The organism is Agromyces tardus, assembly GCF_003710805.1.
Taxonomy (GTDB): domain Bacteria; phylum Actinomycetota; class Actinomycetes; order Actinomycetales; family Microbacteriaceae; genus Agromyces; species Agromyces tardus.
This window is the reverse complement of record NZ_RHHB01000002.1, coordinates 1-15,983: the sequence shown is the minus strand read 5'-3', so window position 1 is coordinate 15,983 and position 15,983 is coordinate 1. Positions and strand designations below refer to the sequence as shown.

The 15,983-nt window shown below is 72.6% G+C and carries 14 protein-coding genes and 1 pseudogene; 4 read left to right on the top strand and 11 right to left on the bottom strand.

Going from position 1 to position 15,983, the window contains the following annotated elements:
• The first annotated feature begins 20 nt into the window (after positions 1–20).
• A complete protein-coding gene (locus tag EDM22_RS02055) occupies positions 21–1,157 on the top strand; it encodes a DUF998 domain-containing protein (protein WP_122935399.1) in 1,137 nt (378 codons plus the stop codon).
• A gap of 18 nt (positions 1,158–1,175) precedes the next feature.
• Here EDM22_RS02055 and EDM22_RS02050 read toward each other — a convergent pair whose 3' ends face one another.
• The 3 genes from EDM22_RS02050 to EDM22_RS02040 form a co-directional block, all read right to left on the bottom strand.
• Complete coding sequence (locus EDM22_RS02050; protein WP_122935398.1) at positions 1,176–2,903, bottom strand: threonine/serine exporter family protein; 1,728 nt, start codon at positions 2,901–2,903, stop codon at positions 1,176–1,178.
• 61 nt (positions 2,904–2,964) lie between these two features.
• Entirely contained in the window at positions 2,965–3,519 is a 555-nt protein-coding gene (locus EDM22_RS02045) for a DedA family protein (protein WP_245989113.1), read from the bottom strand.
• Positions 3,520–3,648: 129 nt separating this feature from the next.
• Positions 3,649–5,208, bottom strand: coding sequence for an SLC13 family permease (locus tag EDM22_RS02040; protein WP_122935396.1), 1,560 nt, complete (start codon positions 5,206–5,208; stop codon positions 3,649–3,651).
• 130 nt (positions 5,209–5,338) lie between these two features.
• On the opposite strand from EDM22_RS02040, the gene EDM22_RS02035 reads away from it, so the two are divergent.
• Positions 5,339–7,042 (top strand): MFS transporter, encoded by a 1,704-nt coding sequence (locus EDM22_RS02035; RefSeq protein WP_122935395.1) that lies wholly within the window; start codon positions 5,339–5,341, stop codon positions 7,040–7,042.
• A complete protein-coding gene (locus tag EDM22_RS02030) occupies positions 7,039–8,562 on the top strand; it encodes a leucyl aminopeptidase (RefSeq protein WP_122935394.1) in 1,524 nt (507 codons plus the stop codon). Before EDM22_RS02035 ends, EDM22_RS02030 begins: the two co-directional genes overlap by 4 nt.
• Before the next feature lie 192 nt (positions 8,563–8,754).
• Here EDM22_RS02030 and EDM22_RS02025 read toward each other — a convergent pair whose 3' ends face one another.
• From EDM22_RS02025 to EDM22_RS01995, 8 genes and pseudogenes are all read right to left on the bottom strand, one after another.
• Complete coding sequence (locus EDM22_RS02025) at positions 8,755–8,985, bottom strand: hypothetical protein (RefSeq protein ID WP_122935393.1); 231 nt, start codon at positions 8,983–8,985, stop codon at positions 8,755–8,757.
• A gap of 137 nt (positions 8,986–9,122) precedes the next feature.
• Entirely contained in the window at positions 9,123–9,515 is a 393-nt protein-coding gene (locus tag EDM22_RS02020; RefSeq protein WP_138708004.1) for a hypothetical protein, read from the bottom strand.
• Between the two features lie 146 nt (positions 9,516–9,661).
• On the bottom strand, positions 9,662–10,297 hold the full coding sequence (locus EDM22_RS02015) for a DUF2461 domain-containing protein (RefSeq protein WP_122935391.1): 636 nt from the start codon (positions 10,295–10,297) through the stop codon (positions 9,662–9,664).
• Between the two features lie 166 nt (positions 10,298–10,463).
• Positions 10,464–10,943, bottom strand: a pseudogene (locus EDM22_RS02010) (glutathione peroxidase); the annotation flags it as partial.
• A gap of 50 nt (positions 10,944–10,993) precedes the next feature.
• Entirely contained in the window at positions 10,994–13,972 is a 2,979-nt protein-coding gene (locus tag EDM22_RS02005; RefSeq protein ID WP_138708003.1) for a helix-turn-helix transcriptional regulator, read from the bottom strand.
• Between the two features lie 89 nt (positions 13,973–14,061).
• On the bottom strand, positions 14,062–14,247 hold the full coding sequence (locus tag EDM22_RS02000; RefSeq protein WP_122935388.1) for a hypothetical protein: 186 nt from the start codon (positions 14,245–14,247) through the stop codon (positions 14,062–14,064).
• A 255-nt stretch (positions 14,248–14,502) separates the two neighbouring features.
• Positions 14,503–14,613, bottom strand: coding sequence for a Rax2 family protein (locus EDM22_RS19940; RefSeq protein ID WP_245989112.1), 111 nt, complete (start codon positions 14,611–14,613; stop codon positions 14,503–14,505).
• Entirely contained in the window at positions 14,613–15,344 is a 732-nt protein-coding gene (locus EDM22_RS01995) for a pyridoxamine 5'-phosphate oxidase family protein (RefSeq protein ID WP_212591867.1), read from the bottom strand. Before EDM22_RS01995 ends, EDM22_RS19940 begins: the two co-directional genes overlap by 1 nt.
• 180 nt (positions 15,345–15,524) lie before the next feature.
• Between EDM22_RS01995 and EDM22_RS01990 the strand changes: the two genes are divergently transcribed.
• Positions 15,525–15,983: GntR family transcriptional regulator (locus tag EDM22_RS01990; protein ID WP_138708002.1), on the top strand; the 459-nt coding region annotated here is incomplete at its 3' end.

The following is a 15,983-nucleotide window of genomic DNA, read 5'->3' as shown; positions in this document are numbered from 1 at the left end:
CCGAGTCGTACGATGAGGCCATGTCAGCACCGACGCATGCGGCCCCCGCCGCGGACCCCATCGAGTCGACGCCGGAACGCCGCCTCGCCGTCGAGACCGAGGCCCTCGTCGGCGGGTCCATCGCGGCGGCGGTCATGGGCGTGATCGCCGCCGTCCTCTTCGCCGGTGGGGACTGGCCGCTGTGGGGCGGTCTCTCGGTCGGCATCGTCGCCGCAGCCGGAGCCCTCCTCACCGGACTGGCCCTGGGCGTCATCGGATACTGGCGGTCTCGCAGCCTCCCCGGGCAGGAATGGCGCCACGACCTCCGTCCGTGGAAGTTCTCGCTCGACGAGGGCACCGTCTCGGCAGTGCATGCGATCATCGCGGCGATCCTCACGGTCTGCACCTTCGTGCTGCTCCAGCGCAGCTTCGAGGGGCTCACGGTCGACGTCTGGGTCGGGACGGGCCTCGTCGCCGTCACCACGGGCCTTGTGGGCTACTGGATCTACCTCTCGGTCTCGTCGATCACGACGAACAAGCTCGCGTCCCTTCTCGTGCTGTTCATGGCCGTGTCGACGCTCGCGAGCATGTCGACATCGCAGGATCCGCGGTGGTGGGAGTACCACTTCAGCCAGCTGGGCACCGCGAACGACCTCTCGAGTGCGCTCTTCAACATCGCCCTCATCGTGGGCGGTCTCTTCGTCACGACGTTCGCGCTCTACGTCAATCGCGACCTCGTGACCCTGGTGCGCCAGGGCGTGCTCGTGCACCCCTGGGCGCCGATGGCCGTCTCGGTCGTGTTCATCGTGATGGGCGTGCTCCTCGCCGGCGTCGGCCTGTTCCCGCTCGACGTGAACATGGCGGTGCACAATTCCTGCGCGATCGGCATGTCGCTCACGTTCCTCGCGTTGCTGTTCTCGTCGCCGTGGGTGCTGCGCGGGATGCCGCGGCGGTTCTTCGTCTTCTGCGGCGCCACCGCGGCCGTGCTCCTCGCGGGGGCCGTGCTGTTCGAGCCCGTCGGCTACTGGAACCTCACCGCGTTCGAGCTGCTGGCGTTCTCGATCATCTTCGGCTGGATCTCGGTGTTCATCCGGTTCATCGACGCAGTAGCGGCCCGAGGGTCGGACACCTCCGAGGCCGAGCCCTCGCGCGAGCCCGATCCCCAGCTCGCGGCCTGAGGCTCGGACGCGCCGCCGTCAGAGCGCCGGTCGCTTCATCCGGTACGAGACGGCGGAGCCCGCCAACACGCCGAGCGCGATCGCGACCATCGTCGAGATCGTCGTGACGAGGGTGTTCATGCCGTTCGCATCGCCGGTGAGCACGCTCGCGACGCCCACGAGACCGAGCGCGCCCGGAACGAGCAGCCAGAACGCGGGCATGAAGCTCACGAGTGCCGCGGGCCCCCGCGGCTGGCGGGCCACGATCGCGGTGACGGGCGTGACCACGAATGCGCCCACGAACGCCGAGAGCACGCCGCCGAGGAAGATGTCACCGAGCACCTGGGCGCCGTAGGCGATGTACAGCACGAGCAGGATCCAGCCCAGCGACCGCCGCGGCGCGCATTGGTGCACGACGATGCCGACGCCGAACACCGCGACCGCGATCCACGGCGCGACCGGGCCGAGCAGGTCGGGCTGCTCCTCGAGGTCGAACCCGGGGACGCCCACGAGGGCGCCGGCGACGACGATGCCGGCGGCGAGCAGCACGAGCTGCATCGCCCCGGCGGCGAGCCGCCCCGCGCCCGAGATCATCTGCCCGGTCGAGAGCTCGATCACCGCGGTGGTCAGGAGCGCCCCGGGCAGGAGCACGACGAGCGGTGCGATGAGCGCCGGCAGGATGTCGGGACCGAACGGACCGCGCAGCAGCAGGAAGACCGTGAGCGAGACACCGAACGAGATCGCCACCGTGAGGAGCGCCCCGTACCGGCGCGGCACCCGCTCCCCGACGAGCAGCAGGGTGCCCACGCCCGCCCCGAGCACGGCGGACAGCGCGATTCCGGCCCACGAGGCGCCCAGCAGCACCGAGAGGCCCACGCTGAGGAGGGCGTAGCCGAGCACGCGCTGCACGGCGGTGAAGGGCGGGGGCAGCTCGCGCATGATCCGGATTCGCTCGAGCGTCGACGCCGGATCGAGCACGCCCGTTCGCGCCGCATCGACCGTGTGCTGCAGGTGGTCGACCTGCGCGAGGAGCAGCTTGCTCTCGCCGCTCGTCACGGCGCCCGTGCGGAGCTCGCCGTCGCCCCGGGCGGACACGAGCAGCGCCGTCGGGAACACGACGACCTCGCTCGACGGCAGGCCGTTCACGCTCGCGACGTCGTCGAGCACCTGGCGCACCGTCACCACGGAGTAGCCGGCGTCGATCATCGCCTCGCCCACGGACTCCGCGGCCGCGAGGGTCGCCGCGGGGTCGGGGGCGCCCGACGGCACCACGGGGCGGGATCCCGTCCATTCCGCGAGGCGGGCGCTCGACGTGATGTCCTGCTCCCCGCGACGGCGCAGCGCGAGCAGCACGATCGCGCCGGCCACGAGCACGCACGCGGCGATGAGCCACGAGATCGCCGATCCGCCCGCTGCGGCGAGCGCCGGGTCGACGGGTGCGAATCCCGGGATCGGCGTCGGGGTCTCGCTCGGCGCCGCGTCCTCGGGCTTCGGCGTCTCGACCGCCGGCGCGGTCGTCTCGGGCGCCGTCTCACCCGGTTCCGTGGGCGTCGGCGACACGGACGCCTCGGGTGCGCCGGGCTCGGTCGGTTCGGGGACGGGCGTGGCATCGAGGCTCGGGTCGGGCGGCGCGTCGGGCGTCGTGTCCGGCGACGGCGAGGCGGGTGCCGCGACGGCGACGTGCTCGGCCCGGCCCTCGTGCGCGGCCGCGGGTGCCGCCACCGCGGCGGCCCAGACGCATCCCGCGATCCCCGCGGTGCACGCCACGCTGCGGAGGAGCCTGGGCCTCCGCGACCGTTCGCTCATCCCGCGCTCGCCGACGGCAGGCTCAGGCCTGCGACGACGCCCCGTCCTCGTCGGACGCGACCGGCCGGCCGGCCGTGCCGGATCGGCCACCCGCCTCGGATCGGGCACCGCCGATCGCGCGGGCCCGCCGCGTGAACAGCTCGACGAGCAGGAGCAGCCCCACGACCGCCAGCCCGCTGAGCACGGCCCCGAGCGGATTCCGCTGCGCCGCGGCCACGACGGCGTTGATCGTGGCGAGCCCGAGCACGCCGTAGAGCGTCGCCCACATGAGGCCGCCCACGACCAGCGCCGGAAGGTACTTCACCAGCGGCATCCGCATCACGCCGGCGGCGAGGTTCACGGCGGTCTGGAATCCCACGGTGAGGAACGAGAGCGCGACGACCGGCGCACCGTAGCGGCCGATGACGGACTCGGCGCGGGCGAACTTCGGCGCCATCCGCCCGCGGCGCTCGAGGAGGCGCTTCACGCCGGCGCGGGATCCGCGCCCGATCGCGTAGGTACCGCCCGCGCGCAGGAGCACGATCACGAAGAGCGCGGCCACCGCGACGGGCAACGGCCATCCCTCGAAGATCTCCACGATGCTCCCGATCTGCCGCGCGCTCGATGCGTCGAGCTGGGGGCGCGGCTCACCCCAAGCTTAGGCGCGAGGCCGCGTGCGCGGGCCGTCTCGACGACCCGCGGCCGGCCCGCTGGGCGAGCTCCCGACTCAGAACGGCCAGACCAGCGGCACGTAGAGCACCGCCACCGCGAGGAACAGCAGCAGCAGCGGCAGGCCGAGCTTCCAGTAGTCGCCGAACCGGTAGCCACCCGGCTCGAGCACCATCGTGTTCGCCGGCGTCGCGACCGGCGTGAGGAACGACGCCGCGCCCGACACGGCGAGGGCCATCATGAACGGCAGCACCGAGACGCCGAGGTCGGCGGCGATCACGACCGCGATCGGGGCGACGATGAGCACCGTCGCCGTGTTCGAGATCAGCTGGCCGAGCACCATCGTGAGCAGGCACATCGCGAGCAGCGCGAGGTACGGCGATCCGTCCCCCACCACGTCGAGCAGTCCCTTCGCGATGACGTCGGCCGTGCCGGTCTCGACGAATGCGGTCGAGAGCGGGATCATGCCGCCGACGAGCACCACCGTCGTCCACGAGACGCTGCGATAGGCCTGCTTCGGGGTCACGACGCGGGTGAGCACGAGGGCGGATGCCGCGAGCAGCCCCGCGATCGCGGCCGGCACGACGCCCGTGGCGAGCAGCAGCACCATCACGCCGAGGATCACCATCGCGCGCTTCGCGCCCGCCCCGAGCGGGACGCCCCGGCGCACCCGCGAGGGCTCCTCCACCACGAGCACGTCGGGGCCGGACGTGTTGCGCTCGAGCAGCTCCCACGGACCCGACAGCAGCAGCGTGTCCCCGGCCTGCAGCGTCGCGTCGGGCCCGCGCAGGTCCTCCCCCGCGCGCTGCACCGCGACCACGACGAGGTCGCCGCTCGGCGTGGCCATGCCGGGGAACAGGTGCAGCCCGATGAGCTCCGACCGCGGCGCGACGACGACCTCGGTCGCGCCCTCGCGCACGCCGATGAGCTCGGTGCCCTCGGGCAGCGCGTACTGCTCGCGCAGTGTGCGAGCATGCGAGGTCACGTCCTGCGGCAGGCTCGTCGGCGCCCGCTCTGGCAGTAGCCGGCGTCCGAACACGGCGATGATGAGCAGGGTCCCCGTGAGGAGCGGGACGCCCACGAGCCCGAACTCGAAGAAGCCGAACGGGCGGGCACCCGCATCCGCCGCCGTCTCGCTCACGATGATGTTCACGGGCGTACCGGTGAGCGCGAGCATCGAGCCCGCGTGGGCCGAGAACGCGAGCGGCATGAGCATCTGCGACGGGGCGATGCCCGCGCGCGTCGCGACCACCACCACCACGGGGATCAGGGCCGCGACCGCGCCGTTCACGCTGATGAGGGCCGTGACGGCGGCCACGAGCACGCAGACCACGACGAGCAGCGGGGTGCGGCTCGTGCCGGCCCGCCCGATGACCTGCTGCCCGGCCCACGCGGTCACGCCCGTCGAGTCGAGCGCCTCGCTCACCACGAAGAGGCTCGCGATGAAGATGACCGTCGGGTCGCCGAAACCGGACAGGGCCTGCCCCAGGTCGAGGATGCCGGTGGCCCACAGCGCGACCGAGACGCCGATCGCGACGATCCCCAGGGGGACGCGATTCGACAGGAACGCCACGATGGCGAGCACGAGGATGACCAGCGTGGTCGCCACCGGATCCATTGGCTCAGACTAGCGGCGCGGCATCCGCCCGGAACCACCCATTCGGTGGATACCGCGCCCGCGCGTTTCGGGGCTACTGTCGGTTCTGTGGCCCCGCCGACGCGCGTGGCTCGGTCGAGCGGGGGGCGAGATGAGTTCGAACGCGCAGGCGTCCGGCGGCACGGCGACGGGCGTGGCGGATGCCGCGGTGAAGGCGTCGTGGCTGCCGCTGGCGGTGGTGGTGCTCACCCAGATCCAGGCGTCGTTCGCCGTCAACGCGCTCACGGTGTCGATGGCCGGGATCACCGGCGACCTCGACACCGCGGCCTCCTCGGTCGGCATCGCGATCACCGCGGGCACCTTCTCGATGGCGGCGTTCATCCTGCTCGGTGCGAAGCTCGGGGCGCGCTTCGGCACACGCCGGGTCTTCCAGATCGCCGTCGCGATCCACGCGCTCGCGATGGCGGGCGTGGCGCTCGCGCAGAGCCCCGCGGTGCTGTTCATCGCGCAGGCGTCGTCGGGCGCCGTCATCGCGCTCATCGCCCCCGCGCTCACGGTCTTCATCGCCACGAACTACCACGGCGACACGCAGGCGAAGGCGATCGGGTTCCTCGCGGCGGCGATCCCCGCGGCGGGCGTGCTCGCACTGCTCATCGCCGGCACGTTCGCCACCACCATCGGCTGGCGCTGGTCGTTCGCGCTCATGGTCGCGCTCGGCGCGGTCAACCTGCTGCTCAGCTTCCGCCTCAAGAAGGTGCCGCCACAGCCGGGCCTCACGATCGACTGGACGGGCGCGATCCTCGCCGCCGTCGCCATCATCCTGCTGAGCTTCGGGTTCTCGGGCCTCAACACGTGGGGCGTCTGGAACGCCACCGCGCAGGCCCCGTTCGACATCCTCGGCATCTCGCCGGCGCCCGTGCTCATCGTGTTCGGCCTCGTCGTCGGGCAGGCGTTCTTCCTCTGGCTTCGCCGTCGCGGCGCCGCGGGCAAGCCCCGCATCTTCGACCTGCGCGTGCTCGCCACCGGCGCGGAGCGCGCGGTCACGGCCTGCATGGCCACGATGCTCTTCGTCGGCACCGCGGCCAACTTCCTCATCCCCCTGTACATGCAGGTGGTGCAGGGCCTGTCGGGCATCGAGACGTCGTTCTCGATCATCCCCTACACGCTGTCGATCTTCGTGGCGTCGACGTTCATCGCCTACCTGTACGGGCGCTTCAGCCCCCGGGTGCTCGCGACGGCGGGCTTCATCGTGGTGGCGCTCGCGCTCACGCTGCTCGCGTTCACGGTGCGCGGTGACTGGGGGCAGGTCTTCGTCGTCATCGGCCTCATCCTGCTCGGTCTCGGCCAGGGGTCGATCGTGGCCCTCGTGTTCAACACGCTGCTCTCCGCGGCGCCCAAGCAGCTCGCGGGCGACGTCGGCGCGTGGCGCGGACTCGTGCACAACCTCTCGGGCTCGGTCGGCATCGCGGTCGCCACGGCGTTCGCCGTCGGCATCCTCGCCTCGACGCTCGCGACGTCGGCGGCCGAGCATCCCGAGATCAGCGACGAGCTGATCAGCCAGGTCAACATCAACCAGGCCGACTTCCTCACGAACGAGCAGCTCGAGGCGGTGCTCGCCGACACGTCGGCGACCGACGCCGAGACGGCCGCCGCGATCGCGATCAATGAGGACGCCCGCCTGCGCGCACTGCAGATCTCGCTGCTCGGGCTGGCCCTGCTCTCGCTGCTCGCCATCGTGCCGGCCATGCGCATGCCCGGCTACCGCAAGGGCGAACTTCCCGAGAAGCTCGAACCCGACGACGACGACCCGATCGACGCAGTCGTCGATCCCGACCGACTGGAGGCCGGCGCATGACCCGCAGCCCGAACAAGCTCATCCCCGCGGAGTTCACCCCCGTGCCGTCGCTCGCCGCGGCCGACGCCGTCGAGGTCGTCGCCGTCGACGAACTCGGCGCGGGCGCGCTCGACGCGCTCGGCGTGCTCGTGCACTCCGACGGCGACCTGCCCGAAGGCGTGCCACTCGACCGCGAGGCGCTCGCGCGCGCGGGCTTCGAGGCGAAGGCGGGCACGTCGATCGTGCTGGCCCGCCCCGAGCCCACGCTCATCGTGATCGTCGGACTGGGGCCGGCGGCCGAGTTGACGGATGCCGCGGTGCGCGACGCGGCCGCCGCGTTCGTGCGTGCCGTGCCCAAGGCCTCGAACGTCGGGCTGCGGGTGCCGTCGCTCGGCGGGGTCGACGCGGAGTCGGCGGCCCGGGCGCTCACCGAGGGTGCGCTGCTCGCCCGCTACCGGTACGACGCGCTCAAGTCGGAGCCGCGCGAGTCCCGGCTGGGCCGCGTGGAGCTGCACCTCGACGGGGTCGACGCGGGCACGGCATCCGCCGGCATCGCCACCGGCCTCGTGACGGCCCGCGCCACCGCCGTCGCACGCGACCTCGCGAACACGCCGCCGAGTCACCTGACCGCGACCGACATGGCGGAGGTCGCGGAGCAGCTCGGCGGGCGCTTCGGGTTCCACGTGGAGTCGTACGACAAGCAGCAGCTCATCGAGATGGGCTGCGGCGGACTGCTCGGCGTGAACGCCGGCAGCGCCGAGGAGCCGCGGCTCGTCAAGCTCCGGTACACGCCGTCGGGCGAGTCCACCGGGCACCTCGGACTCGTGGGCAAGGGCATCATGTACGACTCGGGCGGGATCAGCCTGAAGCCGAGCGACCCCATGCACCTGCTCATGAAGATGGACATGGGCGGCGCGGCATCCGTGCTCGCGGCCTTCACCGCCCTGCGCGACCTCGGCGCGACCGCGACGGTGTCGGGCTGGCTGATGTGCACCGACAACATGCCCTCGGGCTCGGCGTACAAGCTCGGCGACGTGCTCACCGCGCGCGGCGGCAAGACCGTCGAGGTGAAGAACACCGACGCCGAGGGCCGCCTCGCGATGATGGACGGCCTCGTGCTCGCCACCGAGGACGGCGTCGACGCGATCATCGACATCGCGACGCTCACGGGCGCGGCGCTCGTCTCGCTCGGCGCCTCGACCGCCGCGGTGTTCGGCACGAGCCAGCCGCTCGTCGACCGGCTGCGCGACGCCGCCGTGGCGACCGACGAGCCCGCATGGCAGCTGCCGCTCGAGAAGAAGTACCGCAAGCAGCTCGACTCCGACATCGCCGACATCTCGAACCTCGGCGGACCGTACGCCGGCGCGGCGACGGCGGCGCTGTTCCTCGCGGAGTTCGTGGGCGACACCCCGTGGGCGCACCTCGACATCGCGGGCACGATGCAGAGCGACGCGGATGACGCGTGGCGGTCGAAGGGCGCGACGGGCTACGGCGCGCGCATCCTCATCGAGGTGGCGCGGGGGTTCACGCCGGTCGGCTGAGCGGATGCCGCGGCACGGGCCCTCAGCGCGGCACGGCGTGCCCTGGCGAAGTCACTGACGTCGGGAGACAGTGTCCCCGTGACTCCTGTGAGCTTCGCCTCATGTGAGGCGCTGGTCACATGAGCGACATGGAGAGAATCGACCGGCACGTCGACGCCAACGAGGGGGGCCAGCGGCGCCCGCCGCCCGCGCTCACGCCCCGGCGACGCCCTCGCCGATCACGAAGGTCAGGAAGAACAGTGCCGCGGGCACCGTCAGGATCGTGGCGAGGAGGTTCAGCACGTTGCGCTGCCGCGCCGGCCACAGTGCGATGACGTTGACCACCGCCGCGATCGCGATGAGCACCGAGCCGATCACGGGCATGAGGTAGGTGTCGGTGATCGGAAAGATCTCGCGGAAGAGCGTGGTGATGAGCGGCAGCACGATCCACTAGCCGAGCCCGATGACCGCGGCCACGAGTGCGACCCAGCCGATCGGCCGGGACGGCGTCGCGGACCACGATCCCTTCCGCTCAGGGACGTTCGTGGGCTGGCGGTCCGGCTCCGGGGCCGGCGGGGTGCTCACCGCGTCACCGCCGGAGCGCGCAGCGTCTTGACGAGCCGGATGAGGTAGACGACCCAGCCCGCCACGGTCACGAGCACGCCGACGCGATACAGCCAGTTCCACACGACGAGGCCGCCGCTCAGGGGTGCCGCGACCGTGTCGGGACCCGTCTCGACGGGCACCGAGAAGATGGCGATCCCGAGCGTGATCGCTCCGAGCACCACCGTCGCGAGTGCCGCGATCCACGCGAGCCTCGGAATCGGCACGCGCGACGCCAGCCACGCGACGATGCCGAGCGCGATGGCTCCGAGCAGCGCGATGCCGCCCTCGAGCGGATCGATGAGGCCGACGACGAGCAGCGGCAGCGCGACGATCGCGATGACGAGTCCGATGATCCTCCGGGTGCGCATGGGCCGCTCCTCCGCGATCGGGCCGATGCACCCAGCATCGCGGTTGCCCGGCGCCGTCATAGGGCCGATCGACCCCTCGTCGCGGAGCGGCCCGAGGCCCGCACTTCCTCCCTGAGACTCCGGCGGCTACCGGCGGCTACCGGCGGCTACCGCCGGGCGGGATCATCGCGCGCGACGCCGGCGTGGGCGTCGGCCCACGCGATGAGCGGCGCGACCTGCTGCCACGCGTCGTCGATCATGCGGTCGGTGGCATCCCGCGGCAGCGAGCGCAGCGCGGCGTAGTGGGTGAGCCGCAGCAGGTCGATGTGCCGATGGTCGCGGTCGAAGCCGCGCGGCGCGGTCTTCAGCGGCGGGCCGGCCAGTTCGAAGCCCGCCGCCGTGAGGTCGGCGACGATCGCGGCGAGCTCCCGCGCGGGCACGCCGTCGTCGGCGATCGCCGCTCGCGCCTTGGCGAGCTGGTCGCGTGTCGGCTGGTACAGGCCGCCGCCCACCTCGATGCCCGACCCGCTCACCGAGAGGTAGACGGCCGCGCTGCGCCCCGCCGACATCGCCGCGTTGGCCTTGTAGGGCGACTTGTCGGCGCTGAACCGGATGTCGCGGTTCGGCCGCATCACGTGCGCGGGCCCGTACGCCTCCTGAGCTCGGGCGGCGATCCGCTCGAGCGGCTCGCGCACGAGCCGCTCGTAGTCGGCGCGATGCGCCTGGAACCACTCCCGGTAGTTGTTCCGGGCGAGCTCGTCGAAGAACTCGAACGCGCCCGGCTCGAAGCTGCGCGACGCCATCGTCTCCCCTTTCCCCGCCCCCAGCCACCCGCCGCCCGAGGCCCGAGACCCGACAGTCAGCCTGCCGGGCGAGCGCCGGCGCACCCCGCTACGACGCCACCTGCTCCTGCGACGACGACCCGGCCGAGTCCGAGACCGCGGCGTCGGCCGCGCTCGGCGCCCACGACGCAGGAAGCGCCGCCTCGATGGCGGCGATGACCGAGGGATGGTCGGGCACGACGTTCGGGCGGAACCGAGTGACGGTGCCGTCGGGCGCCACGAGGAACTTCTCGAAGTTCCAGACGACGCGGCCGGCCTTGCCGGAGGCATCCGGCGTCTTCTTCAACTCGGTGTACAGCGGATGCGCCGAGCGCCCGTTGACGCGCACGCGGTCGAAGATCGGGAACGTGATGCCCCACGTCGTCGAGCAGTACTCCGCGATGGCCTCGTTCGTCGAGAGCTCCTGCAGGAACTGATTGCTCGGGAAGCCGAGCACCGTGAACCCCCGGTCGCCGTAGGTGCGCTGCAGCTGTTCGAGCTGCTCGTACTGGGGCGCGAGGCCGCACCGCGAGGCGACGTTCACGATGAGCTTGACCTGTCCGTGGTAGGCGGCGAGCGACGTGGACTCGCCGGTCGTCGTCTGGAACGGGATGGTGTCGAGCGTCATGCTGGATCTGCCCCTCGGATGCCGGTGCGCCCGCCGTGCGCGGGCGCTTTTCACCGTAACGCGCGGGCCAGGAAGGCGGCCTCGGTGCGGGAGGATGCACCGAGCTTTCTCAGGATGGCCGAGACGTGCACGCTCGCGGTCTTGCCACTGATGAACAGCCGCTCGCCGATCTGCCGGTTGCTGAGACCCCGCGCGATGAGCTCGAGCACCTGTCGCTCGCGCGCCGTGAGCTCGGCGGTGGCGTCGGCCGGGTCGTCACTGCCGGCGACTCCGGATGCCCCGCCGCCCGCGTCGCCCGCGCTGGCTCCGTCGAGGGCGACGCCCGCGGCCATCGCGACGCGTGCTGCGCGGGACTGCACCGCGGTGACACCGCCGGCGACGGCCGAGTCGAAGGCCGCCTGCAGCGCCTCCTTCGCGGCCGGTCGGTCGCCCGCGGCGAGTTCGGCCTCACCGAGCCGGAGGAGAGCGTAGGGCAGGAGGAACCCGCGGGCGCTCGGCTGGCGGGCGGCCCCGACGGCACGGCGCCAGGCCACCGCATCGGACGCGAGCTCAGCTTCGAAGAACGCGTGCCACACGGGCTGCGTGGGCCAGAAGCCGAGGTCGACCATGAGGGCGCGGAACCCCTCCTCGGCCGCGAGGATCTCCTCGCGTTCGGCGTCGGGCACCGATTCGGGACGATCACGTGCCGCCGCGACGACCCGGGCGGCGACCCAGAGGTAGGGCAGGGCGTAGCCGGCGAGCGGACGTTGCGCTTCGCCGAGGATGACGCGCACCTCACGCCACGCGGCGGAGACGTCGCCGACGGCGAGCGCGATCTCGGCGCCCACCCGGCCGACGCCGAGCCGCGTCTGCATCTCGACCTCCATGACGTGCACCATCGACGGTCGCACCGCGCGGAAGAGCTCCGCCGCCCGCTCGGGCTCACCGCGCCAGACGAGTGCCCACAGCTTGGCGCGCTGCAGGTACACGCGGAACGGCGCGGGCGGGTCGAGCGCGAGCGCGCGCTCGATGAGCGCGGCCGCGCGATCCCACTCGCCCAGCGCGAACAGCGGATCGACCGCATTGGACGCGAGGATGACGCCCGAGCTGCGCTCGACGCCCTGCTCGCGTGCTCGCGCGAGCCCCTCCTCTGCGAGGCGCACGGCCTCGGGGAAGTCGCCGATGAGGTAGTACAGGTCGGAGGCGTTCACCCAGTAGCGCAACAGCGCGCTGCCGTCGCCCGCGGCGAGCTCGCGCGCCTGCTCGAGACCGGCGAGCCCCCGGTCGACCTGGCCGAGCGCGGCACGGCTGACCGAGGCGATGTTGAGCGCGACCGACGCCGCACGGCTCGAACCGAGCTCGAGCGCACTCGCGAGGGCGAGCTCGGCCGTCTCGACGGCCTCGTCGAGTCGCGCCTCGATCATGAGCCGCCCGGCGAGCGCCGTGAGCACCGTGACCCGGAGCTCGCGGGCGGGCTCGTCGCCCGCGTCGATGCGCGACTCGAGCGCCTCGAGGGACTGCTGCAGCAACGGGATCGACCCGGGCCGGCCGACGTTCGCCAGGTAGAGCGCCTTGTCGCGAAGCAGGCGCGGGTACTGCGGATCGTCTTCAGGGCACTCCGCGAGTGCCGCCCGCACGAGCGCGAGCGACCGCTCGCCCTCGCCCGCATTCCGCAGGTGCGAGGCCGTGCGTCCCATGAGCTCGAGCTTGGTCATGCCGGCGACGGCCTCGGGTTCGGGCACGACGTCCCACAGGCTGAGGGCGCGCTCACCGAGCTGTGCGGCCGAGGCGTAGGCGGCGGCCGCACGCGCCTCGCGCATGGCCTGCATCGTGGCCGGGAACGCCCGCACGGCGTCGTGGGCGCCGAGCCAGTGGAACGAGATCTCGGCCGCGACACGGCGGGTGCCGGCGGCGCCCTGCGCCTCGTACGCCTCGGCGTAGCGCGCGTGGAATCGCGCCCGTTCGCCGGGGAGCAGGTCGGCGAGGATCGCCTCGCGCACGAGGGCGTGCCGGAACGCGTAGTCGTCGCCGTCGATGGTGAGCACGCCGAAGTGCACCGCCTGGCGGGCGGCGGCATCGAGCTCGTCGTCGCTGCCGCGGTACACCGCCGAGAGCATCGCGTGCGAGACGCGCACGCCGCCCGTCGAGAGCAGCCGGAGCAGCTCCTGCGCCGACTCGGGCAGCCGCTCGTAGCGGGCCAGCAGCAGGTCTCGCAGCGTGTCGGGCACGAAGCCCTCGTCGCGGCATCCGTCGATGCCGACGAGCTCCTCGACGAAGAAGGGCACGCCGTCGCTGCGCGTGAAGACGGTGTCGAGCACGCGCTCGTTCGGGGACTCGTCGACGATGAGCGATCGCACGAGCCTGCGCACCTGGTTGCGCGTGAGCCGCCCGAGCTCGCGACGCTCGACCCAGCGATCGCGTTCGACCTCGGAGAGGAAGCCGCGCAGCGGATGGCCGCGCGTGACGTCTTCGCTGCGGTAGGTGAGCACCGTGAGCACGCGGCTCGACCCGAGGGCGCGCATGAGGAACCGCAGCAGCGCGAGGCTCGCCGCGTCGATCCAATGGAGGTCTTCGATGAGGAACACCGTGGTGCGCTCGCGGGAGAAGGTCTCGAGCAGCACGGCGATGGCCTCGTGCAGTTGACCGCTGCCCGCGCCGCCGGCGGCGATCACGATCTCACCCGCGTCGGCCGCCGAACCGGATGCCGCGAGCTCGGGCAGGAGCGCCACGAGTGCTGCCCGCCCCGGCCCGACCGCCTCGAGCACCTGGTCGGCGCCGACCTCGGCGACGAGGGTGCGCAGTGCCGTCTTGACCGGAGCGTAGGGGGCGGCGACGCTGCCGAGGTCGACGCACTGCCCCGCGAGGAGCCGCACGTCGGGCGCGAGCCCGCGCTCGAACTCACGGATGAGCCGGGTCTTGCCGATGCCCGCCTCGCCGCCGATCACGATCGTGAACGGCGCACCCGATCGAGCGCCCTCGAGGAGTTCGTTCAGCCGCGCGAGTTCGGAGTCGCGCCCGATCATCGTCGGGCTCGACGGGGAGCTGGTCACGATGTCATCGTGCCACGACCCACCGACAGCGTCACCCCGCCCGGGGACGGGCGGGGTGACGGATGCGATGTCGCGCGATGCGCTGCTGCTCACCGGGGCGCCAGCCGCAGTGCGTGCTGCGGGCGACGGCTCCACCAGTGCACGCGCTGGCGCGCGGGGGCCGGCTCGTCCGCCGCGCGCTCCGAGGCGCTGCGACGGTGTGCGAGTGCTGCTTCGGCGCGGTGCACGTCGGCCTGGTGCCCGTGCTGTGCGACGAATGCTGCCGAGTACTGCATGATCTCCTCCTGGGTCCGACCCGATGATCCGAGGATGCTCCCTAAGGCACCCCGGGTTCCTCGGGCGAACGCCGTATTTCTGCGCGCATCAGGCTCAGGCGACGGCTCAGAGCCGCGCGCGGGCGTCTGAGGTGCGGCATCGAGCTCGACGCTCGAGAGGTGGGATGTCCGGGTAGGGCGGCGGGTCCGTGGCGGAGCGGCTCCGTGGAGCGGCATCCGTCGGACGGGCGGGCCGGCGACTCGGCCGACCGGGGCTCAGGGGGCCAGCGTCGGCGTACGGCGGTAACCGTCACGTCGGAACTGCACGAGTCCCGCAACGATTCCAGCGCCGGCGATGAGGCCGAGTACGAGCATGGTCGCGAACATCACGCACCTCCTTTCACTGCTTCGATGGTCTCGGAACGGGACGACCCGGTCGCCAGAGCGAGCACCGAATCCGGGAGGGGCGTACCCGCAGGGGTCAGCACTGAGGGGACGGGTGCTCCGAACGCCCGGCGGAGCGGCACGACGCCGGCCCAGACCGTGGGATCCTCGCCGTCGCCGGACGCTTCGGAGGGTCCGCCGGAGCGCGCCTTCATCACGACGTCGTCGAGGGCGAGGCGCAGCACGCGCGTCGCGGCGGTCTCCTTGCGCACGGTCGCGCGCACCTCGGCCGGCCGCCCGGGCATCAGCCGTTCGCTGAGGGCCAGCAGCGCGGCATCCGCCTCGTCGTCGGGCACCGGCTCGAGCACCCCGTGCACGACCGCGCTGCGGTAGTTCATCGAGCTGTCGAACAGCGACCGCGCGTAGACGAGCCCGTCGAGCGCGGTCACCGCGAAGGCGACGGTGCTGCGAGCGGATGCCGCGCGCAGGGCGAATCCGCCGCCGGTCGAGCCGTGCAGCAGCACCTGGTCGCCGACACGGGCGTAGCCCATCGGCACGACGATCGGAGCCGCCGAGGCGCTCTCGCGCGCGATCGTCACAGCGAGGTGCCCGACGAGTTCCTCGTCGAGCAGCGCGTACAGCGCCGCGCGGTCGGTCACCTGCCGGTCGGCGAGGCGGCGGATGCGGCGGTCGGATCCGAGGGGCATGGTCTGGGTGGGCTGCGTCGTGGTCACCTTGTCAGTCTCGACCCGAACTGGTACGCCGAGTAGACCAGTACGCGCAGGTATCGGCAGTCCAGTGTTTGCCGCTCCCTGCGCCCCGGGCGCCCTCGGCCGGTTGGTGGTTGCGCGCCGCACTGGTACGTTGCTCGCACTAGTACGCAGCGATCCGCACAGTCCAGTCGGGAGGTCGCGATGGACGGCCCACTCCTCGTCATCGACCGCGACGGCACGCGCCCGGTCGGCGAGCAACTCGTCGCGGGGCTGCGCCGCGGCATCCTCGACGGCACCCTGCGGCCGGGCGACCCCGTGCCGTCGACCCGAGCGCTCGCCGCCGAGCTCGGCGTCGCCCGAAGCTCGGTCGTGGCCGCCTACGACCAGCTCGCCGGCGAGGGCTACCTCGAGCTGCGACAGGGGGCGTCCACGCGCGTCGCGCAGCTCGAGCGCGGCCGCATCCGTGCTGCCACCGCGGCGACGGGTGCCCCGACGGATGCCGCGGCCCCGGCCGGCATCGAGAGGGCACCGCTCGTCGACCTGCGCCCCGGCATCCCCTCGACCGCGCGACTCGACGAACGCGCATGGCGCGCCGCCTGGCGCGACGCCGCCCGGGCCGGGGTGCCCGGCACGCCCGCGCCGCCGTTCGGCTCCCCAGAT